Genomic DNA, 20,396 nt, shown 5'->3' with positions numbered 1-20,396 from the left:
GGCCTTCTCCCTGCCGGTACCGGTCCCCTTGCGGGGCGCGGGCCCCCGCCACCACCGTGGGCACATGCATCCCCCCTCCCCACGGCCCGCGGCCGGCCTCCCCGACGTCTTCGACCCCCGCATCTACGCCAGGGGCGTCCCCCACGACAGCTACCGGCTCCTGCGCGACCGGCACCCCGTCGCCTGGCAGGACGAACCGGAGATCCAGGGCTGGCCGGCCGGACCCGGCTTCTGGGCGGTCACCCGCCACGCCGACGTGGTCCGCGTGCTGCGCGACCACGCCGGCTATTCCTCCTGGCTGGGCGCCACCCAGATCCGCGACCCCGACCCGGCCGACCTGCCCTTCCTGCGCCGCACCATGCTCAACCAGGACCCTTCACCCGGGCCCTGCGGGCCCGGGGACACCCCGACGGACCACGGCCGGCTCCGCCGGCTGGTCTCCCGGGCCTTCACCCCCGCCCGCGTCGACGCCTTCGCCGCCCGGGTCCGGGACCGGGCCCGTACGCTGCTGGCCGCCGCCCGCGACGAGGCCGAGGACGGCGCCGCCGACGTGGTCGCCGCCGTCACCGACGAGTACGCCCTGCTGAACCTGACCGACCTGCTGGGCATCCCGCCCGGCGACCGCGCCCTGCTACTGGACTGGACCGTACGGGTCATCGGGTACCAGGACCCCGAGGACGCGCCCGAACCCCTGCGCGGCCCCGACGGCACGCCCCTCGACCCGCGCTCACCGGCGCTGCTGGGCGAGATGTTCGATTACGCGCGCGAGCTGGCCGCCCACAAGCGCCGCCACCCCGGCGACGACGTGATGACCTCCCTCGCCGAAGCCGGACTCGAACCGGGCGAGCTGGAGATGTTCTTCTTCCTGCTCACCGTCGCCGGCAACGACACCGTGCGCAGCGCGGCCCCCGGCGGGCTGCTCGCCCTCGCCCAGGCCCCGGACGAGTACCGGCGGCTGTCCGCCGGGGAGGTGCCGGTCGGCCGGGCCGTGGAGGAGCTCCTGCGCGTCCACCCGCCCGTGCTCAGCTTCCGCCGGACCGCGGCCGTCGACACCGAGCTCGCCGGTCAGCCGCTCCGGGCCGGCGACAAGGTGGTGGTCTTCCACGCCTCCGCCAACCACGACGAACGCGTCTTCATCGATCCCGGCCGCCTCGACCTCGGCCGGACCCCCAACCGACACGTCTCCTTCGGGGACGGCCCGCACGTCTGCCTCGGTGCCCACTTCGCCCGGCTCCAGCTGCGCGTCCTCCACGAGGAGTGGCGCACGGCCATGCCCGCGCCGGAACTCGCGGGACCGCCCCGCCGGCTGGTGTCGAACTTCATCAACGGGATCACGCGGCTGCCGCTACGGGTGTCCGGGCCGGGCCGGTGACGTCCGCCACCAGCTCGGCCACGTCCGCGCCGTAGGCGTCGGAGTTCGTCACCTTCAGCACCACGCAGAACGAGGCCCCCCGGTACTTGCGGGCCAGCTCCCGGTGGTTGCGGGCCAGGTACCGGGCGCCCGCCTGGTTGCTGATCGCCGTCTGCCCGGATATCAGGAACACCGGGCGGGTACCCGGACCGGTCGTCACCCGGGCCAGCAGCACGTGCTCCATGCGGCCCTTCTCCCACCGGTACGTCTCCCCTCCGACGTGGATCGCCAAGCGGTCCGGTTCCGGCTCCTCGAAGGAGCCGACCCGGACGCCCGGCAGCATGGAGGACAGGTGGGCCACCGTCCGCGTGTTCGAGGAAGGGCCTCCGACACAGAACTCCGTGCGCTCGCCGACGCCCTGGCGGACCGCGTCGTGGGAGACGAGCTGGAGGTTCGCTCCACAGTCCTTGATCAGGGCCGATATCTCCAGCAGCGCGAAGGCGTCGTTACGGTGTACCGACCACGCATCGGCGTCCGGCTTACGGTTGACCACGAACAGGCAGTCCGATCCGGCGGGCAGGCCGAAGAACGCCTGTTTGCGGCGCAGCGCGCGGCGCCACAGATAGATCCGCGTGAACCAGCCGAAGCCGCCGCTGACGGCGGTGGCCGCCACCCCGAGCACGATGTTGCGCAGGTCGTCGTTCATGCGCCGGATGCTAGCCCCGGCCCGGTCCTCCTGACGCGGGGGGTGCGGTGAAGTTACAGTGCCGACCGCAGCCCTGTCGCAGGGGGCCTGACAGGCCGTCGACCGGAGGTACGCATGCGTCGTCCCGCTCCACGCCACTTAGCGCTCGCCGCCGCCCTCACCGGGGCGCTCGTGTCCACCGGCGCCGCGGCCCCTCCCCCGGAGGCCGGCGGCCCTCCCGGCAAGGTACCGGTCGCCGTGGGCTACGGCGGGGTCGTCTCCAGCGTCGACCCCGATGCCACCGCCGTCGGCATCGCGGTGCTGCGGTCGGGCGGGAACGCGACGGACGCCGCCGTCGCCACGGCCGCCGCGCTCGGCGTCACCGAGCCGTACTCCGCGGGCATCGGCGGGGGCGGCTACTTCGTCCACTACGACGCGAAGACCCGCCGGGTGCAGACCATCGACGGCCGCGAGACCGCGCCCGCGTCGGCCACCGCCGGGCTCTTCCAGGAGAAGGGGGTGCCCATCCCGTTCGCCGAGGCCCAGACCAGCGGCCTCTCGGTCGGCGTCCCGGGCACGCCCGCCACCTGGCAGAGCGCCCTGGACGCCTGGGGCACCCGCCCCCTGTCCAAGCTGCTGAAACCCGCCGAGAAGCTGGCCCGCGACGGGTTCACCGTGGACCCCACCTTCCGCGCCCAGACCGAGGCCAACGAGGCCCGTTTCAAGGACTTCCCGGCCAGCAGGAAGCTGTTCCTGCCGGGCGGGGCCCTGCCGGTGGTCGGCTCCACCTTCAAGAACCCGGACCTGGCGGCCACGTACGCCGAGCTCGGACGCAACGGCGCCGGAGCGCTGTACCGGTGGCCGCTCGCCGACGAGATCGCCAACACCGTCCGCAAGCCCCCCGTCGACCCGGCCGCCACGCGCACCGTCCGTCCCGGCGACATGACCACCCAGGACCTGCGGGCGTACGGGACCAAGCGGCAGGAGCCGACCCGGGTCCAGTACCGCGGCCTCGACGTCTACAGCATGGCGCCGTCCTCCTCCGGCGGCACCACCGTCGGCGAGGCACTGAACATGCTGGAGCGCACCGACCTGGGCGCCCTCTCCGAGGCGCAGTACCTGCACCACTTCATCGAGGCCTCCCGGATCTCCTTCGCCGACCGGGGCCGGTGGGTCGGCGACCCCGCCTTCGAGCAGGTGCCCACGCGCCAGCTGCTGTCACAGCGGTTCGCCGACTCGCGCGGCTGTCTGATCAACCCGGACCGGGCCCTGACCAGCCCGGTGGCCCCCGGCGACCCGTACCACCCGAAGCCCTGCGCCCCTGCCGGCCCGGCCGCGCCGACCACGTACGAGGGCGAGAACACCACGCACCTGACGGTCGCCGACCGCTGGGGCAACGTCGTCTCGTACACCCTGACCATCGAGTCCACCGGCGGCAGCGCGATCACCGTTCCCGGCCGCGGCTTCCTCCTCAACAACGAGCTGACCGACTTCTCCTTCGCCCCGGCCGCACCCGGCGTCCCGGACCCGAACCTGCCCGGCCCGGGCAAGCGGCCCCGCTCGTCCATGTCGCCGACCATCGTGCTGGAGCACGGCCGGCCGGTCCTCGCGGTGGGCTCGCCCGGAGGCGCCACCATCATCACCACCATCCTGCAGGTCCTGACCGAACACCTGGACAGGGGCCTGCCGCTCGTCGAGGCCATTGCCGCGCCCCGCGCCAGCCAGCGCAACCAGGCCACCACCGAGCTGGAACCCGCCCTGTGGAACAGCCCGCTGCGCGGTGAACTGGAGCAACTGGGCCAGGCGTTCCGGCTGAACCAGGAGATCGGCGCCGCCACCGGCGTCCAACGGCTCCCGGACGGGCGCTGGCTCGCGGCGGCCGAGAAGACCCGACGGGGCGGGGGCTCGGCGATGGCCGTCCACCCGCACGGCAAGCCGTAGCACGGTCACGGTTCACGGCGCGGTGAGGATCCTCGGGCCGTCGGCGGTGATCGCGACCGTGTGCTCCGCGTGGGCGGCGCGGCTGCCGTCGACGGTCCGCAGGGTCCACCCGTCCGCGTCGCACCGGTAGTCGTCCCCGCCGCCCGCCGTCAGCATCGGCTCGATCGCCAGGACCATGCCGGGGCGCAGCTTCATGCCGCGCCCCGGCCGGCCCTCGTTGGGCACGCCCGGGTCCTCGTGCATGCTGCGGCCCACGCCGTGGCCCCCGAATCCTTCCGGTACGCCGTACCCGGCGGCGCGGCAGACCGTGCCGACGGCGTGCGCGATGTCGCCGATCCGGTTGCCGGGCACGGCGGCGGCGATACCGGCCGCCAGGGCCGCCTCGGCCGTCCCGATCAGCCGCAGGTCGGCGGGGCGGGGGCGACCGACGGTGAAGCTGACCGCCGCGTCCCCGACCCAGCCGCCGAGCCGGGCCCCGCAGTCGATGCTGACCAGGTCGCCGTCGCGCAGCCGGCGGTCGTCCGGGATTCCGTGGACGATCGCGTCGTTGACGGAGGCGCAGATCACCGCGGGGAAGGGGACCGGCGCGAACTGCGGCCGGTAGCCGAGGAAGGGCGAGGTCGCCCCCGCCCCGGCGAGGACGCCGCGGGCCACCCGGTCCAGTTCCCGCAGGGACACCCCGACGCGCGCGGCGCCCCGTACCGCGGCCAGGGCGCGGGCGACGACCCGGCCCGCGGCGCGCATCTCATCGATCGACCGTTCTGTCTTGAGTTCCACCATGCCAATAACTATACCGGTAAAACAATACCGGTATGATCGTTGGGGCGGCCGGTACGATGGGCGCATGGTCCGTACCCCCCTGACCCCCGAAGAGCGCGAGCGGGGCGAGCGCCTCGGCGCGCTGCTGCGCGAGGCCCGCGGAGGCCGCAGCATGGTGGAGGTCGCGGCGACCGCCGGACTCTCCGCCGAGACCCTCCGCAAGATCGAGACGGGCCGGGCGCCCACCCCGGCCTTCTTCACCGTCGCAGCCCTCGCCGAGGCCCTGGGCCTCTCGCTGGACGACGTCGTCCGCCGCTGCGCGCTCGTAGCCGCCTGACCCGTTCCGGTGCCCGCGGGCTGTCGTTCGGGCGGCCGCGCGGGGCGAACGGCGCAATCGGCGAGGGCGGCGACCGGGCGCGGGGCAATGTGAAGGGGTGTCAGCCAGCAACGCAGCCGAACGACTCGGACTCGGACTCCTCGGCGCCCTCCTCGCGGGCGGGCTGCTGATCGCCGCCTGTACCGCCCCCGACGGCCGGCCGGCCGACGCGCGCCGCCACCCGACCGCACCGTCCCCCACCCCCGACGGGAGCGCCATGGCAAGGTGACGGGCCGGGGCATTCGGGTGAATGGTCGCCCCCCAGGCCGGGATGAAGCGTTTCGGCAGGTGAAGGCCCTCCTACGCTGCACGGCATGCACAACCGCACCACCGCGGCCGGCATCGCCGCCGCCTCCTCCTTCCTGCTCCTGTCCGCCGTCGGCCCGGCCGATGCGCACCCCGTGCCCGGCCAGCTGCTCTACGCGTACACCGATGACGACGGGCTTCCGGCCGTGGACGTCCTGAGGGCCCCGGAGAGCGGGGTGTGCATCGACCTGCCGGCCCTCGGCGACGCCCCGGCCGTGCACCTGCACAACGACAGCCCCGCCACGGTCAGGCTCTTCGGCACCCGCGGCTGCCTCGGCCACCCCCTCGCCTCGATGCGCCCCGGCGACCGCTCCGCGGTCCACTCCTTCTCGGTCTGGCTGGAACTGCCCCACTGACCCCTGGGCCCGGGCGGCCACAGCCGGTCGGCAGGCTGCTGCCGCCCGGCTCGCCAGGGGCCCGGGGCCGGGCGCCGGGCCGTGGCGTAGCCTCGGGGGATGACCCTCGAAGAGCTCGGGCGGGCGAAGTACGTCAGCCTCACCACCTTCCGGAAGGACGGCACGCCCGTCGCGACGCCCGTGTGGGCCGTGGCCGACGGCGGCGAGCTGTACGTCTGGACCAGGTCCGACTCGTGGAAGGTCAAGCGGATCCGGAACAACGGGCGGGTCACCCTCTCCCCGTGCGACGTACGAGGGCGGGTCGCGCCCGACGCGCCCGTGCTGGAGGGCCGGGCGCGGCTGCTGGACGAGGCCGGGCTGAAGCGGGTGCGGCGGCTGATGTCGCGGAAGTACACGTGGCAGTTCTGGTCGGTGGACGTGCCGGGCGCGCTCGTGCGGTTCGGGCGGCGCCCGCACACGGGGATCGCCGTCAAGGTTTGAGACTCCCGTAGTCCGCCTGTAACAACCGTGGGTTCCAATGCGGGCATGGAGACCGCGGTTACGCTGGTGATCACGCAACTCTCGGGCTATTTGAGCGGGTTGACGCAGAGACTGGACCCGGGGACGGGGTGGTACGGGGAGTTCCTGCGCCGGGACCCCGAGGGTCTGCGGGCCTGTCTGGACGGGGCCGTGATGCCGCCGTGGGACGTGGTGGAGTCGCTGCTCGACGATCTCGCGCGGGCGAGGGGGGCCGAGTTCGCGGCGCGGGAGACCCAGTACGCGGCCCGGCTCCGGGCGGAGGCCGCCGCCGCGTGGGACCGACTGCCGGGCGGCGCCGCGGAGTTACGGGCCCTGATCTCGGCCGCCGCCGAGCAGCGGGAGGCCGCGGAGGCGGCGGCGCGGGTCCTGACGGCGCGGCTCGCCGCCACGGCCGACCGGGCGGAGGCCCATGCGGTCGCGGGGGAGCTGGCCTGGCTCCGGGACGACGCGGCCCGGGCCGCGTCCCGGCACGAGGACCTCACGACCCGCCTGGCGGCCCTGACCGGTCCCGACCCGCTCCCCGCCGTCCCGCGTCAACGCGCCGACACGCCGGCCGCACCGCCCGTCGAACCCCCGGGCAGGGCGGCCGATGCGGCCGACGCCCCACGGGGCGGGTCCGCGGACCGGCAGCCGCACGAGCGGCCGGGCGCATCCTGGGGGGCCTCGGGGGAGCGGGATCCGTACGGGGGGTCGAGCGCCGGCTCGGGGCGGGCCTCCGGTGGGGAGGCGACGGACGGGTACGGCGGCCGGGTGTCCGGCGGAGCCGGTGGGAGCGCGGGCCACCCCGGGGACCCCCGCGGGGTTGCCGAGCAGCCCTCGGGCGCCCCGGCGGCCGAGGCGCAGCGGGGGTATGCGGGGCGGGAGTCGCGCGAGGGGCCGGGGCCGGCTCCGGGTGCTGCGGTGCCGGACAGGGCGCGTCGGGCCGAGGGGCGGCGGCTGCGGGGCGGCGCCGCCCGCAGGGGCGGAGGGGCGCGGTACGCCGGCTCGGCGGCCCCCGAGCCGACCCCCTTCGTCCCGCCGCCCGGGCACCCGGCCGGCCCCACCGCCGCCCCGCCGCGCGGTGCCCGCTTCGGGTCCCCGGAACCGCAGCCGCATGACGCCGGGGCCGGGGACGGTCCGTCGGGCGGGCGGCCCGAGTCGGGGCCCGGGGTGCACGGTGTCGGGGCAGGGCTGCCCCGGGAGGGGCGGGTCCAGGACACCGTGGCCGAGCTGATCACGCTGCGGGCCCAGGGGCGTAGTGGTGAGGCCCACGTGCTGCTGTGCGAGGCGGCCTCCTGGCCGCCCGCGCTGCTGCCGGACCTCGCCGCCGAGTTGGCCCGCGCGGGGCTGGGCGCCGACTGGGCCACCCTGCTGTGGGAGGCGGCCTCGCTCCCGCCCGAGCGGCTCGCCGCAGCCGCCGCGGCCCTCGGAGCGGCCGGCCGGCACGCCGACTGCGAGGCGCTGCTGCGCCAGGGCGTGTCCCGGCCCGCCGCCGAGATCGCCGAGGCGGCGGTGGCCCTGGCCGGGGCGGGCCGCCCCGGCGAGGCCGACGCCGTCCTCGGCGCCTTCGTCCGGGCCCGCACCGCCGAGGAGTCGGCGCGCCTCGCCCGGCGGGACCCGCAGTGGTTCGTTCCGCGCCTGCTCCGGGCCGCCGAGGCCGTCTCCGACGGCTGTCACCGTGACCTCGTGCACGCCCTCCGCGTCGCGAAGCTCCTCACGTCCCGAACTTCCTGACCCCCTGAAATCTCCTGAACTCCCCTGAACTCCCCTGAACTCCCCTGAACTCCCCTGAACTCCCCTGACTCCCTCGGCTTCCTGGACATCTGCGGCTCCTCCACGACCGGATACGACCACCGCCCCGCCACTATGCACCGGAACCGATCGAAAACGACCGGTGCGCGACCCGATCCGACCGACTGCGCCATCCGTGCAAGGCGGTCTTGCCCAGCGGTGTGACGGGGCCTACGTTCTAGTCCCTACGCACTGCGTCTACGTGCGTAGAAGTCGGCGTTCCCGTCGCGAGGAGCAGCTCATGGCCCAAGTCGTCCGCGCCGCACTCGTCCAGGCCACCTGGACCGGAGACACCGAGTCGATGATCGCCAAACACGAGGAGCACGCCCGCAGAGCGGCCGCCCAGGGCGCGCGGATCATCGGTTTCCAGGAGGTGTTCAACGCCCCCTACTTCTGCCAGGTCCAGGAGCCCGAGCACTACCGCTGGGCCGAGCCGGTCCCCGACGGCCCGACCGTCCGCCGGATGCAGGACCTCGCCCGCGAGACCGGCATGGTCGTCGTCGTGCCGGTCTTCGAGATCGAGGACTCCGGCTTCTACTACAACACCGCTGCCGTCATCGACGCCGACGGCAGCTACCTCGGCAAGTACCGCAAGCACCACATCCCGCAGGTCAAGGGCTTCTGGGAGAAGTACTACTTCCGCCCCGGCAACCTCGGCTGGCCCGTCTTCGACACCGCCGTCGGCAAGGTCGGCGTCTACATCTGCTACGACCGCCACTTCCCCGAGGGCTGGCGGGCCCTGGGCTTGGCCGGCGCCCAGCTCGTCTACAACCCGTCCGCCACCCACCGCGGCCTGTCCGCCCACCTGTGGCAGCTGGAGCAGCCCGCCGCGGCCGTCGCCAACGAGTACTTCGTCGCCGCCATCAACCGGGTCGGCCGGGAGGAGTACGGCGACAACGACTTCTACGGGACCAGCTACTTCGTCGACCCGCGCGGCCAGTTCGTCGGCGAGACGGCCGGCGACAAGGAAGAGGAACTCCTCGTCCGCGACCTCGACTTCGGCCTCATCGAAGAGGTCCGCACCCAGTGGGCGTTCTACCGCGACCGCCGACCCGACGCCTACGGAGGGCTCGTACAGCCGTGACCAACCCGATCCCCCTGCTCAGCCGCCACCGCTCCGTCCTGCCCGACTGGCTCGCGCTCTACTACGACCGCCCCCTGGAGCTCACCCACGGCGAGGGCCGCCACGTCTGGGACGCCGACGGCAACCGCTACCTCGACTTCTTCGGCGGCATCCTCACCACGATGACCGCCCACGCCCTGCCCGAGGTCACCAAGGCCGTCACCGAGCAGGCCGGGCGGCTCATCCACTCCTCCACCCTCTACCTCAACCGTCCGATGGTCGAGCTGGCCGAGCGGATCGCCGCCGTCTCCGGCATCCCCGAGCCACGGGTCTTCTTCACCACCTCCGGCACCGAGGCCAACGACACCGCCCTGCTGCTGGCGACCGCGTACCGCCGCTCCAACCAGATCCTGGCGATGCGCAACAGCTACCACGGCCGGTCCTTCTCCACCGTCTCCGTGACGGGCAACAGCGGCTGGTCCCCGACGAGCCTCTCGCCGCTCCAGACGTACTACGTCCACGGCGCGGTCCGCAGCCGCGGCCCCTTCGCGGAACTGTCCGACGAGGCGTTCACCGCCGCTGCCGTCGCCGACCTGGAGGACGTGCTCGGCCAGGCCCGGGGCTCCGTGGCCGCCCTGATCGCCGAGCCGATCCAGGGCGTCGGCGGCTTCACCTCCCCGCCCGACGGCCTGTACGCCGCCTTCCGCGAGGTGCTGGACCGGCACGGCATCCTCTGGATCAGCGACGAGGTGCAGACCGGCTGGGGCCGAACCGGTGACCACTTCTGGGGCTGGCAGGCGCACGCCCGGAGCGGCCCGCCGGACATGCTCACCTTCGCCAAGGGCATCGGCAACGGCATGTCCATCGGCGGCGTCGTCGCCCGCGCCGAGGTCATGAACTGCCTCGACACCAACTCCATCTCCACCTTCGGCGGCTCCCCGGTCACGATGGCCGCCGGTCTCGCCAACCTCGGCTACCTGCTGGAGCACGACCTCCAGGGCAACGCCCGCCGGGTCGGCGGCCTGCTCCTCGAACGGCTGCGCGCCATCGCCGCCACCGTGCCCGCCGTACGGGAGGTACGCGGCCGGGGCCTGATGGCGGGGGTGGAGCTGACCCGACCCGGCACCGACCGGGCCGACCCGGACGCGGCCGCCGCCGTCCTGGAGGCCGCCCGCGAAGGCGGCCTGCTGCTCGGCAAGGGCGGCGGGTACAACACCAGCGTGCTGCGCATCGCGCCGCCGCTGTCCCTCACCGTCGCCGAGGCGGAAGAGGGCGCCGACATCCTCGAACGGGCCCTGCGCAGCATCGTGTAGCCGGGAGGCGCCGCACATGTCCATCCGCACCCTGATCCGCGGCGGCCTCGTCATCACGGCCGCCGACGAAATGCACGCCGACGTGCTGGTCGAGGACGGCCGGGTGACCGCCCTCGCGGCGCACGGCTCCGACACCGCCGAGAGCTGGACGGCCGGCGCCGGCCGTGTCCTCGACGCGACCGGGAAGTACGTCATCCCCGGCGGCGTCGACGCCCACACCCACATGGAGCTGCCCTTCGGCGGCACCTTCGCCTCGGACACCTTCGAGACGGGGACCCGGGCCGCCGCCTGGGGCGGCACCACCACCATCGTCGACTTCGCCGTGCAGAGCGTGGGCCGCTCCCTGCGCGAGGGACTCGACGCCTGGTACGAGAAGGCCGACGGCACGTGCGCCGTCGACTACGGCTTCCACATGATCCTCTCGGACGTCAACGAGGGCACCCTGAAGGAGATGGACCTCCTCGTCGGGGAGGGCATCACCTCCTTCAAGCTCTTCATGGCCTACCCGGGGGTCTTCTACAGCGACGACGGACGGATCCTGCGCGCCATGCAGCGGGCCTCCGGCAACGGCGGGCTGATCATGATGCACGCCGAGAACGGCATCGCGATCGACGTGCTCGTCGAACAGGCCCTCGCCCGCGGGGAGACCGACCCCCGCTACCACGGCGAGGTGCGCAAGGCGCTGCTGGAGGCCGAGGCCACGCACCGGGCGATCCAGCTGGCCCGCGTGGCGGGCTCCCCGCTGTACGTCGTCCACGTCTCGGCGGAGGAGGCCGTGGCCGAGCTGGCGGCCGCCCGTGACAAGGGCCTGCCGGTGTTCGGGGAGACCTGCCCGCAGTACCTCTTCCTGTCCACCGACAACCTCGCGGAGCCGGACTTCGAGGGCGCCAAGTACGTCTGTTCGACACCGCTGCGGCCCCGCGAGCACCAGGCCGCGTTGTGGCGGGGCCTGCGCACCGACGACCTCCAGGTGGTCTCCACCGACCACTGCCCGTTCTGCTTCGAGGGGCAGAAGGAGCTGGGCCGGGGCGACTTCTCGAAGATCCCGAACGGCCTCCCGGGCGTGGAGAACCGGATGGACCTCCTCCACCAGGCGGTCCTGGACGGGCACCTCACCCGCCGCCGCTGGATCGAGATCGCCTGCGCGACCCCGGCCCGGATGTTCGGCATCTACCCGCAGAAGGGCACCATCGCCCCCGGCTCGGACGCCGACATCGTCCTCTACGACCCGCACGCCGAGCAGGTCATCTCCGCGCAGACGCACCACATGAACGTGGACTACTCGGCGTACGAGGGCAAGCGGATCACCGGCCGGGTCGACACCGTGCTGTCCCGCGGCGAACTCGTCATCGACCGACGCCAGTTCACCGGGCGCGCCGGGCACGGGGCCTTCGTGCCCCGCTCCACCAGCCAGTACCTGTGAGCCGCACCGGCACCCGCACCCGTACCCGCACCGCACCACGCAAGGAGCCGCCCATGGACTTCGGCCTCGTCCTGCAGACCGACCCGCCCGCCTCCCAGGTCGTGAGCCTCATGCGCCGAGCCGAACGCAACGGCTTCCGCTACGGCTGGACCTTCGACTCGGCCGTGCTGTGGCAGGAGCCGTTCGTCATCTACAGCCAGATCCTCGCCAACACGCAGAAGCTGCACGTCGGCCCGATGGTCACCAACCCGGGCACCCGGACCTGGGAGGTGACAGCCTCCACTTTCGCCACCCTCAACGACATGTACGGCAACCGCACGGTGTGCGGGATCGGACGCGGCGACTCGGCGATGCGGGTCGCCGGGCGCAAGCCCAACACCCTGGCCCGGCTCGGCGAGGCCATCGACGTCATCCGGGACCTCGCCGAGGGCCGCCAGGCGGTGGTCGACGGCAACCCGATCCGCATCCCCTGGATCAAGAACGGGAAACTTCCCGTCTGGATGGCCGCGTACGGGCCGAAGGCGCTGGCTCTCACCGGTCAGAAGGCCGACGGGTTCATCCTCCAGCTCGCCGACCTCTACCTCACCGAGTGGATGGTCAAGGCCGTCCGGCAGGCCGCGACCGAGGCGGGCCGCGACCCGGCGTCCCTCACCATCTGCGTGGCGGCCCCCGCCTACGTGACGGCCGACGACTCGACGGAGGCCCTGGCTCACGCCCGCGAGCAGTGCCGCTGGTTCGGCGGGATGGTCGGCAACCACGTCGCCGACCTGGTCGGCCGGTACGGCGAGCACTCCTCGATGGTCCCCGACGAGCTCACCGAGTACATCAAGGCCCGTCAGGGCTACGACTACAGCCACCACGGGCGGGCCGGGAACCCGTCCACGGACTTCGTCCCCGACGAGATCGTCGACCGGTTCTGCCTGCTGGGCCCGGCCGAGGCGCACATCGAGAAACTGCGGGCCCTGCGCGACCTGGGCGTCGACCAGTTCGCCGTCTACGACATGCACGACGCGAAGGAGGCCACCATCGACGCGTACGGGCAGCACGTGATCCCGGCGCTGAACGGCTGACCTCCACGACGGGGCCCCGGTACGACCGACGTCGTCCGGGGCGGACGGTCAGCCGCCGTACCGGGCTCGGAACCACCAGACGACCAGGGTGATCACCGTGGTCCCGGCGCCGTACGACGCACCCCGGAGGAACTGGTGCGCCGCCACGCGACGGCGGCGGGCGGCCCAGGACGCCAGTCGGCGGGCCCGGGCACGGGAAGCCCGGTAGCCGCGGACCGGGAGGGACAGAAGACGGGAGAGGAAACCGGAATTCACTGTGAGCTCCTTGGCGTGATCGTCCGTGTGCACCTGCGAGGGGACGCCGGACCCGGAAGCCGCGGGGAGTCCGCGCCCGCCGGCCGGCAGGGTGGGTGCACGTGTAACAGCGTGTCGATCACGGCCCGGCGCAGCCAGGACAGATGTCCCTCGCTCGCCGGGAGGTGTCACGGGTATGCGGCCCGGACGGCCTCGTCGAGGAAGAACTGCCAGTTCCCTGCCGCATAGCGGACCAGGTCGACGAAGGGGGTCCGGCTCTCCGGCAGGCCGATGTCGAACTCGGTGAGGTCCTGGTACATCTCGGGGATGAGCCTGCCCACCGTACGCGGCGCGTATCCGGCCAGCGTCCCGATCTCCTGCCGGGTGCGCGCGCCCAGGGCGACGGCCCGCCAGATGGCCCGCTTGGTCTCGTCCTCCAGCAGGATCCGGCTGGCCGACCGGGCCTTCCTGGAGGGCAGGTAGGGGTTGAGGACCGGGTCGACGTACGGCGCGCCGGCCACTGCCTGCCGTGCAGCAGCCTCCAGGACGTCCAGGCGCCCCGTTCCCGGGCTCTTGGAGCAGTAGGCGCGCACGCCGAGGTCCTGGTACGAGTACAACAGGTGGAGCCGCCGGTTGGCCTCCCCCGAGGTCCAGACGACGGTGGGGACCGGCGACGGGCGGTTCTGGAGGGTGCGGATCGCGGTCAGTCCGCTGACCAGCAGGGCGTTCCCCCGGATGCCGAGCTTCCCGGACGACCGGAGGGCGTCGAAGTCCTTGTTGAGGTGTTCGTACAGGAGGTCGACGACGGCCATGTCGAAGCGCTCCCGCTCCAATAAGCCGTCCAGCCCCAGGGGGTCGCGTACGGGCGTCACCACGTGGCCGTACTCCCGTTCGAGCTCCCTGCCCACCGCACCGGCCAGTAGATCGGAGTCCTCCACGAGGAGGATCCGCATGCCCTGCTTCATGTCGACGTCCTCTTGCTCTGAAGCGGAATGGTCAGTTTCATCGTGGTGCCGCTCCCACCCGGGCCGGGAAGTGCGGTCAGGTCGCCGCCGAGCGAACGGGCGGCGCCGCGCAACCGGTTGAGGCTGCGCGATTCGTCGTCCAGCACGCCCTCGGGAAGTCCGGGGCCGTCGTCCGTCACTTCCACCGCGACCCGGTCCCGGTTGATGTCGCCGTCGATGTCCACGGCGGTCGCACCGTACTTGGCCGAGTTGGACAGCAGATCACCCAGCGCCCGCCCGATCAGGACGGCGACCGGCCGGGCCACGGAGGCCGGCCCCACCCGTGGCGTGGAACCGATGCGCAGCACGCCGGAGAACGTGCGGATGCGTTCGCTGAGCAGTGCGGCCAACGGCACCTGCTCCCGCGTCAGGAGCAGCTCGATCCGGTAGTTGCCGACCGCCTGCTCCAGTTCGTCGAGCTTCTCCTGGACGCGCGGCGGATCCTGGACGTCGGCCCTGATGGCCGCGATGCCCGACTTCACGTGAGAGTGCAGGAAGTCGAAGAACTCCGAGAAGTTCTGCTGCTGGACCTCGATCTGCTTCTCCGCGGCCGCCATGCACATCTTGCTGATCGCCATGCCGAGGATGAAGCCGACGGAGAGCCACATCACGGAGACGCCGGCCGAGGCGGCGTGCGCCCAGGTGATCCTGCCGTTGTTCAGGTACACCAGGAGCAGGAAGAACAGGAAGTACCCGGCCAGCGCCGCCGCTTCGACCGCGCGCCGCCACCGCACCAGCCGCCCCGACGGCCACGGATAGTAGGCGAGGAACAGCCACATCGGAGCGGAGTAGTTGCAGCCCGGCACACAGAGGATCGACTGCCCGTACGTACCCGGGTCGGACATGGTCATGAGCAACGCGTTGACCAGCAGGCCCTGAACCGGATATCCGATCGTCCACCAGCCGCCGCGCGCCAGCGGGCCGTAACCGCGCAACCAGAACGGGACGAAGGCGAGGTGGGCGCACGCCAGCCACAGGACGATCGTGTTCCCCCGGCCGCCGTACGGATCGAACACCGAGCTGACGAACAGCGTCATCGCCTGGAACACCGGTCCGGACCATTCGAGGTTCCCGACCATGTACTTGATCGTCGTGCTGGTCAGTTGTTCCCGGTCCGCAAGGCGCCGGACCTCCGCGTCAGTGGCCACAGCACCGCCCAGGACGTGACTGCTCGCCGCGGAAGGGACCGGTGGGGCCGGCCCGGCCCGCGCAACCGGTGGGACGGGGACGATCGTTGCACACCCCGCGGCGCGAGGAGAGGACAACTGTCCTTCAGTCGAAGCGCGTTCCCCGGACACGCTGGCGCAGCCGCGTGAGGCGCCGCATCCCGCACGTTCGGGTCGGCGTGTCCCGGCAGCAGGACCGACCCAGCTCCGAGGAGTGCACGTGGCAAAGATGTTGGATACCTCGCTCCGTACCGACGACGCCGGGCCGTCCGGCACCCGCCCCCTCAACTACGTCCGTTTCCTCCGCAACCCCGCCCGCTACCTCCTCGACCGCGTCGCGCCGCTGGCCACCGAAGGCCTCACCCCCGTCAGCGGCCGCAACGGTGCGCTGCTGGTCGCCCGCGGCCAGGACGCCGTGAAGGCCTTCTTCACCGACGAGGGGGCGTTCGAGCGGGCGGACGGCGGCATCTTCTCCCTGCCGGCGGGGCAGGGCTGGTCCGGTATGTTCGACACCGTCCTCACCGCCAACGGCCGGGACCACCGCCGCCGCCGGAAGCTGATCGCACCGGCGTTCCACCGCGACCTGACCGACACCTACGCGCGCGTCTTCGAGGACACCTTCCGGGAGTCGAGGTTCGCCGACGCCGATGCGGGCACGTTCGACCTCGTCGCGGAGTGCCGGCGCATCGCCAGGGTCAACATGCTGGTCTGCCTCCTCGGCCTGCCCCCCGCCCCCGCGAACCTCCGCTTGGCCGCAGACGTCACCGACCTGCTGAACTCCATGTTCAACCCCTCGGTGATCCTGTTCCGGTCGTTCCGGACGTGGACGCCCTACGGGCGCTGGGCCCGGCGGGTCGAGAGCGCCTACCGGCGCCTCGCCGCCCTCGTCGAGCGCAGGCGGGAGGAGCCGCAGCAGCGGGACGCCCTGTCCGTGCTGTGCCACGCGGTCGACGAGGAGGGCGGGAAACTCACCACCCCGGAGATCGCGGCGGAGCTGCACGGCCTGTTCGCGGCGGGATACGAGACCACGGCGAGCGCCATGGTCTGGTCGGCACTGACCTGCATGAGCCGGCCCGACCTCGTGCCGGACGACCTGGACGCCGTGGTCAAGGAGACGCTGCGGATGCTCCCCCCGGTGGCCCTCTCGCTGCCGCGCAGGGCGTGCCGTGACGTCCGCCTCGGCGGCTCGGCCCTCGCACCGGCGGGCGCGGTGGTGTTCGTCTCGCCGCTGCTGGAGCACCGCAACCCGGAGGTCTTCGCCGATCCCCACCGCTTCCGGCCGGAGCGCTGGAAGGACCTGCGCCCCCTGCCGTACGCGTTCCTGCCCTTCGGGATCGGAAGGCGGCGGTGCCCGGGCGCCGGCTTCGCCGACCTGCAGGTGCGGACCACCCTCCGACTGCTCTTCGAACGGTCCGGCTGGCAGCTCCGGGACACCCACATCGGCTTCCGGACCGAGAGCGGCGTGATCCTGCTGCCCGACCGCCCCCTCCCGGTACGGCGGGGCCGCGGCCTGCCGCTGGAGCGGATCACGGGTCCGTTGGCGGCCGTCTGGCAGCCCGTCGGCTGACGTGCGCCGACGCGCGGCCGGCCGGGCCCCCGGGGGAGGTCACCCCGGCACGGGCGGGGCCGCAGGCTCCGCGGAGGCCGACGGCTCCGTCAGCCGCGGGTCCAGGGTGATCTGCTGCGGGGTGTAGCAGTCGGCCGTCTCCACGGCCACCTCGGCGCCGCACCCCGCACAGGCGAGGTTCGGCCCCTGCGAGCCGCTCGGCCCGCAGCAGCCCTGGCGGCGCCGCGGGATCGGCTCGACCCCGCGGACGTCGTCCGGGCCGATCACCGCGCTGCGCAGCCCGGAGCCGGGCCGCACGGGCGGCGCCGGCACTCCCTTCGGCGGATGCGTCCAGGACAGGTGGTAGGGCTCCGGGTCGTGGGCGAAGGTTCCCGGGGCCAGGCGCGGCGGGCACTCCTCCCCGTCGGGTACGGCGAACGGCAGCGGGGCCTCGTCCAGCGGCGGGAGCGGCACTTCCCGCACCGGTGCGGTCAGGGCGGTCCCACAGGCCGCACAGAGGAACACGATCACCCCGCCATCCTGCCGCATCCGGGGAGGTTCACCCGACGGTCACCGGGGGGACGGCCGTCGGTCCCCGATTCCGGTGGGGTTCGCCGGCCGGGCGTGGTGTGATGGGGGCATGATCGAAGAGTTCCTGGCACGTGACCTGTCCGCCGTCGAGGAAGCCGTCCGCAAGGCGGCCGCCGCCGAGATCATGCCGAGGTTCCGGCAGCTCGCCGAGCACGAGGTGGTCGAGAAGAGCGGCCCGCACGATCTGGTGACCGTCGCCGACCGCAAGGCCGAGGAACACCTGACGGCCGCCCTCACCCGGCTGCTGCCGGGCTCCGCGGTCGTCGGGGAGGAGGCGGTGCACGCCGACCCGACCGTGTACGGGGCGCTGCGCGGCGACGCCCCGGTCTGGGTCGTGGACCCCGTCGACGGCACCCGGCAGTTCGTCTCCGGCGACCCCCACTTCTGCACCCTGGTCGCGCTCGCCCACCGCGGGGAGGTCCTCGCCTCCTGGACCTTCGCCCCGGCCCTGGACGAGATGGCGACCGCCGTGCGCGGGCAGGGCGCGTACCTGGGAGAGGAGCGCCTGTCCTGCGGCTCCCCGGAGCCGGGTGCCGACCTGCGCGTCGCCATCGCCCACCCGCTGTACACCACCGACGGGGACAAGCGGATCCTGTCCCGCCTGGACGTGCCGGGTGTCGCCGCCCGCGCCTGCGGCTCGGCCGGGCTGGAGTACCTGAAGGTGGCCCGCGGCGAGGTGGACGGACTGGCCTTCACCTGGCCCTCGGCATGGGACCACGCGGCCGGGCTGCTGCTCGTCGCCGAGGCCGGCGGAGCGCAGAGCACCGTCGCGGGGGTGCCCTTCCGCATCGACCGGGACAACGAGCTGCCGTTCGCCGTGGGCCGCGACGAGGCCACCGCCGTACGGATCCGCGAACTGCTGCGCGGTGCCTGACCCCCGTCCCGATCCCGTTCTGACGAACCCGGGGGCCGCCGCGCCCGTACCAGGAGCCCGCGGAGGCGGTCCGAATATCCTGGAGGCGGTGGCGCCGCCGGACGAAGGAGTCGCAAAGTGCCGTCGATTCTCGATGCGGTCGTGGTGGGGGCGGGGCCCAACGGGCTGACGGCCGCCGTCGAACTGGCCCGGCGCGGCTTCTCGGTGGCCGTGTTCGAGGCCGCGGAGGCCGTCGGGGGCGGGGCCCGTACGGAGGAGCTCACACTCCCCGGGTTCCGGCACGACCCCTGCTCGGCGGTCCACCCGCTGGGCGCCGGCTCCCCGGCGTTCGCCGACATGCCGCTGAAGCGGTACGGGCTGGAATGGGTGCACGCCCCGCTGCCGATGGCCCACCCGTTCGACGACGGCACGGCCGCGGTCCTCTCCCGCTCCGTCGCCGAGACCGCAGCCTCCTTCGGGCCGCACGACGCGGGTTCGTACCGGCGGCTGGTCGCACCGTTCCTCGGCAAGTGGGACACCCTGGCCCGGGACTTCATGTCCCTGCCCGCCACCGCCCTGCCCCGCGACCCGGTCACCCTGGCCCGTTTCGGGCTGGCCGGACTGCCGCCGTCCACCTGGCTGTTGCGGCGGTTCCGCGACGAGCGGGCCAAGGCCCTGTTCGCGGGGCTCGTCGCCCACGTGATCGCACCGCTGGACGGCATCGCCACCGGCGCCATCGGCCTCGTCTTCGCCCTGGCCGCGCACGCGGGCGGCTGGCCCATGGCCCGCGGCGGATCCCAGTCGGTGTCCGACGCCCTCGCCGGCTACCTCGCCGACCTCGGCGGCAGCATCCACACGGACTTCGAGGTCAAGCGGCTCGACGAGCTCCCGCCGGCCCGCGCGTACGTCTTCGACACCTCACCGACCGCGCTGGCCCGCATCGCCCGCCTGGGGCGCGCGTACGACGGCTACCGGTACGGGGCCTCCGTCTTCAAGATCGACTATGCCCTTTCCGGGCCGGTTCCGTGGACCGCCGAGGCCCCGCGCCGGGCCGGCACCGTCCAGATCGGGCCGCGCACCCGCGACATCGACGCCGCCCTGCAACTCGCCACCAGCGGCCGGGCCCCCCGCACCCCGTTCCTCATCACCGCCCAGCCCAGCATCGCCGACCCGGGCCGGGCGCCCGAGGGCAAGCACGTCTTCTGGGCGTACGGGCACGTCCCCGCGGGCTGGGACGGGGACCTCACCGACGCCGTCGAACGACAACTGGAGCGCTTCGCACCGGGCTTCCGCGACCTGGTGCTCGCCCGGGCCACGGCCGGCCCGCCGCAGCTCGCCGCCCGCAACCCCAACTACGTGGGCGGGGACATCGCCTGTGGCGCGGCCTCCGGGCTCCAGCTGCTGCTGCGCCCGAAACTGTCCCTGTCCCCGTACACGACCTCCCACCCCGCCGTCTTCCTCTGCTCCTCCGCCACCCCGCCCGGTCCCGGTGTGCACGGCATGTCCGGCCACAACGCGGCCAAGGCGGTCTGGCGGCACCTGCGAAAGGCTGCCCCCTGATGGTCCGCATCACCCTCGTCCAGGGCGACATCACCGCCGAGCGGGCGGACGCGCTGGTCAACGCCGCCAACTCCTCGCTGCTGGGCGGCGGGGGAGTGGACGGCGCCATCCACCGGCGCGGCGGCCCGGAGATCCTGGAGGCCTGCCGCGCCCTGCGCGCCTCCCGCTACGGCAAGGGCCTCCCGACGGGCCGGGCCGTGGCCACGACCGCGGGCCGCCTCCACGCCCAGTGGGTGATCCACACGGTCGGCCCGGTCTGGTCCGCCACCGAGGACCGCTCGGACCTCCTGGCCTCCTGCTACCGCGAGTCGCTGCGCAGGGCGGACGAGCTGGGCGCCCGAACGGTCGCCTTTCCGGCCATCTCCACCGGCATCTACGGCTGGCCGATGGACGACGGCGCCCGCATCGCGGTGGAAACGGTCCGTGCGGCCGACACCTCGGTGGAAGAGGTCCGCTTCGTCCTCTTCGACGAGGCGGCGTACGCGGCGTTCGCCGACCAGGTCCGCTGAC

Annotated in this window: 21 protein-coding genes; 15 read left to right on the top strand and 6 right to left on the bottom strand. The window is 73.4% G+C overall.

Annotated elements, in window-relative coordinates; translation table 11 throughout:
• Positions 1 to 64 precede the first annotated feature (64 nt).
• Positions 65 to 1,372 carry a cytochrome P450 gene (locus ACFV7Q_RS10700; RefSeq protein WP_385426449.1) on the top strand — a complete coding sequence of 436 codons (1,308 nt, stop codon included), beginning with the start codon at positions 65 to 67 and terminating at the stop codon, positions 1,370 to 1,372.
• On the opposite strand, the gene ACFV7Q_RS10695 is transcribed toward ACFV7Q_RS10700, so the two are convergent.
• Positions 1,332 to 2,057 carry a hypothetical protein gene (locus ACFV7Q_RS10695; RefSeq protein WP_385426446.1) on the bottom strand — a complete coding sequence of 242 codons (726 nt, stop codon included), beginning with the start codon at positions 2,055 to 2,057 and terminating at the stop codon, positions 1,332 to 1,334. The two genes, ACFV7Q_RS10700 and ACFV7Q_RS10695, sit on opposite strands and share 41 nt — an antisense overlap.
• Before the next feature lie 114 nt (positions 2,058 to 2,171).
• On the opposite strand from ACFV7Q_RS10695, the gene ggt reads away from it, so the two are divergent.
• Positions 2,172 to 3,977 carry a gamma-glutamyltransferase gene (gene ggt, locus ACFV7Q_RS10690; protein ID WP_385426443.1) on the top strand — a complete coding sequence of 602 codons (1,806 nt, stop codon included), beginning with the start codon at positions 2,172 to 2,174 and terminating at the stop codon, positions 3,975 to 3,977.
• A gap of 12 nt (positions 3,978 to 3,989) precedes the next feature.
• On the opposite strand, the gene map is transcribed toward ggt, so the two are convergent.
• Positions 3,990 to 4,757: a type I methionyl aminopeptidase gene (gene map, locus ACFV7Q_RS10685; RefSeq protein WP_385426440.1), complete on the bottom strand. Its 768-nt coding sequence runs from the start codon at positions 4,755 to 4,757 to the stop codon at positions 3,990 to 3,992.
• Positions 4,758 to 4,821: 64 nt separating this feature from the next.
• Between map and ACFV7Q_RS10680 the strand changes: the two genes are divergently transcribed.
• The 9 genes from ACFV7Q_RS10680 (at position 4,822) to ACFV7Q_RS10640 (ending at position 12,932) form a co-directional block, all read left to right on the top strand.
• On the top strand, positions 4,822 to 5,073 hold the full coding sequence (locus tag ACFV7Q_RS10680) for a helix-turn-helix domain-containing protein (RefSeq protein WP_385426437.1): 252 nt from the start codon (positions 4,822 to 4,824) through the stop codon (positions 5,071 to 5,073).
• Between the two features lie 97 nt (positions 5,074 to 5,170).
• Positions 5,171 to 5,341 (top strand): hypothetical protein, encoded by a 171-nt coding sequence (locus ACFV7Q_RS10675; RefSeq protein ID WP_385426435.1) that lies wholly within the window; start codon positions 5,171 to 5,173, stop codon positions 5,339 to 5,341.
• A gap of 85 nt (positions 5,342 to 5,426) precedes the next feature.
• Positions 5,427 to 5,774, top strand: coding sequence for a hypothetical protein (locus ACFV7Q_RS10670; protein ID WP_385426433.1), 348 nt, complete (start codon positions 5,427 to 5,429; stop codon positions 5,772 to 5,774).
• Between the two features lie 99 nt (positions 5,775 to 5,873).
• The gene (locus ACFV7Q_RS10665; protein WP_385426430.1) at positions 5,874 to 6,254 is read left to right on the top strand and encodes a PPOX class F420-dependent oxidoreductase; all 381 of its coding nucleotides are present in this window, start codon (positions 5,874 to 5,876) and stop codon (positions 6,252 to 6,254) included.
• A 45-nt stretch (positions 6,255 to 6,299) separates the two neighbouring features.
• Positions 6,300 to 8,006, top strand: a complete 1,707-nt coding sequence (locus tag ACFV7Q_RS10660) for a hypothetical protein (RefSeq protein ID WP_385426428.1) — start codon at positions 6,300 to 6,302, stop codon at positions 8,004 to 8,006.
• A 298-nt stretch (positions 8,007 to 8,304) separates the two neighbouring features.
• Entirely contained in the window at positions 8,305 to 9,147 is an 843-nt protein-coding gene (locus ACFV7Q_RS10655) for a nitrilase-related carbon-nitrogen hydrolase (RefSeq protein WP_385426425.1), read from the top strand.
• On the top strand, positions 9,144 to 10,439 hold the full coding sequence (locus tag ACFV7Q_RS10650; protein ID WP_385426422.1) for an aspartate aminotransferase family protein: 1,296 nt from the start codon (positions 9,144 to 9,146) through the stop codon (positions 10,437 to 10,439). Before ACFV7Q_RS10655 ends, ACFV7Q_RS10650 begins: the two co-directional genes overlap by 4 nt.
• Positions 10,440 to 10,455: 16 nt before the next feature.
• Positions 10,456 to 11,862, top strand: coding sequence for a dihydropyrimidinase (hydA, locus tag ACFV7Q_RS10645; protein ID WP_385426419.1), 1,407 nt, complete (start codon positions 10,456 to 10,458; stop codon positions 11,860 to 11,862).
• Positions 11,863 to 11,915: 53 nt separating this feature from the next.
• Positions 11,916 to 12,932 (top strand): TIGR03842 family LLM class F420-dependent oxidoreductase, encoded by a 1,017-nt coding sequence (locus tag ACFV7Q_RS10640; RefSeq protein WP_385426417.1) that lies wholly within the window; start codon positions 11,916 to 11,918, stop codon positions 12,930 to 12,932.
• A 48-nt stretch (positions 12,933 to 12,980) separates the two neighbouring features.
• Here the strand turns inward: ACFV7Q_RS10640 and ACFV7Q_RS10635 are convergent, their stop codons facing one another.
• The 3 genes from ACFV7Q_RS10635 to ACFV7Q_RS10625 all read right to left on the bottom strand — a co-directional run bounded on the left by ACFV7Q_RS10635 (position 12,981) and on the right by ACFV7Q_RS10625 (position 15,318).
• Positions 12,981 to 13,187 carry a hypothetical protein gene (locus tag ACFV7Q_RS10635; protein WP_385426415.1) on the bottom strand — a complete coding sequence of 69 codons (207 nt, stop codon included), beginning with the start codon at positions 13,185 to 13,187 and terminating at the stop codon, positions 12,981 to 12,983.
• A 167-nt stretch (positions 13,188 to 13,354) separates the two neighbouring features.
• On the bottom strand, positions 13,355 to 14,131 hold the full coding sequence (locus tag ACFV7Q_RS10630; protein WP_385426412.1) for a hypothetical protein: 777 nt from the start codon (positions 14,129 to 14,131) through the stop codon (positions 13,355 to 13,357).
• Positions 14,128 to 15,318, bottom strand: coding sequence for a sensor histidine kinase (locus tag ACFV7Q_RS10625; protein ID WP_385426409.1), 1,191 nt, complete (start codon positions 15,316 to 15,318; stop codon positions 14,128 to 14,130). The genes ACFV7Q_RS10630 and ACFV7Q_RS10625 overlap by 4 nt, the downstream gene beginning before the upstream one ends.
• A gap of 247 nt (positions 15,319 to 15,565) precedes the next feature.
• Between ACFV7Q_RS10625 and ACFV7Q_RS10620 the strand changes: the two genes are divergently transcribed.
• Positions 15,566 to 16,903: a cytochrome P450 gene (locus ACFV7Q_RS10620; protein ID WP_385426517.1), complete on the top strand. Its 1,338-nt coding sequence runs from the start codon at positions 15,566 to 15,568 to the stop codon at positions 16,901 to 16,903.
• Between the two features lie 39 nt (positions 16,904 to 16,942).
• Here the strand turns inward: ACFV7Q_RS10620 and ACFV7Q_RS10615 are convergent, their stop codons facing one another.
• A complete protein-coding gene (locus ACFV7Q_RS10615; protein WP_385426406.1) occupies positions 16,943 to 17,431 on the bottom strand; it encodes a hypothetical protein in 489 nt (162 codons plus the stop codon).
• Positions 17,432 to 17,522: 91 nt separating this feature from the next.
• Between ACFV7Q_RS10615 and ACFV7Q_RS10610 the strand changes: the two genes are divergently transcribed.
• From ACFV7Q_RS10610 to ACFV7Q_RS10600, 3 genes are all read left to right on the top strand, one after another.
• On the top strand, positions 17,523 to 18,347 hold the full coding sequence (locus tag ACFV7Q_RS10610; RefSeq protein ID WP_385426403.1) for an inositol monophosphatase family protein: 825 nt from the start codon (positions 17,523 to 17,525) through the stop codon (positions 18,345 to 18,347).
• Positions 18,348 to 18,464: 117 nt separating this feature from the next.
• Positions 18,465 to 19,886 carry a phytoene desaturase family protein gene (locus ACFV7Q_RS10605; protein ID WP_385426400.1) on the top strand — a complete coding sequence of 474 codons (1,422 nt, stop codon included), beginning with the start codon at positions 18,465 to 18,467 and terminating at the stop codon, positions 19,884 to 19,886.
• The gene (locus ACFV7Q_RS10600; protein ID WP_385426398.1) at positions 19,886 to 20,395 is read left to right on the top strand and encodes an O-acetyl-ADP-ribose deacetylase; all 510 of its coding nucleotides are present in this window, start codon (positions 19,886 to 19,888) and stop codon (positions 20,393 to 20,395) included. The genes ACFV7Q_RS10605 and ACFV7Q_RS10600 overlap by 1 nt, the downstream gene beginning before the upstream one ends.
• Position 20,396 lies beyond the last annotated feature (1 nt).

It is taken from the genome of Streptomyces sp. NPDC059851 (assembly GCF_042732005.1).
Lineage (GTDB): Bacteria > Actinomycetota > Actinomycetes > Streptomycetales > Streptomycetaceae > Streptomyces.
This window is presented reverse-complemented; position numbering and strand designations above follow the sequence as displayed.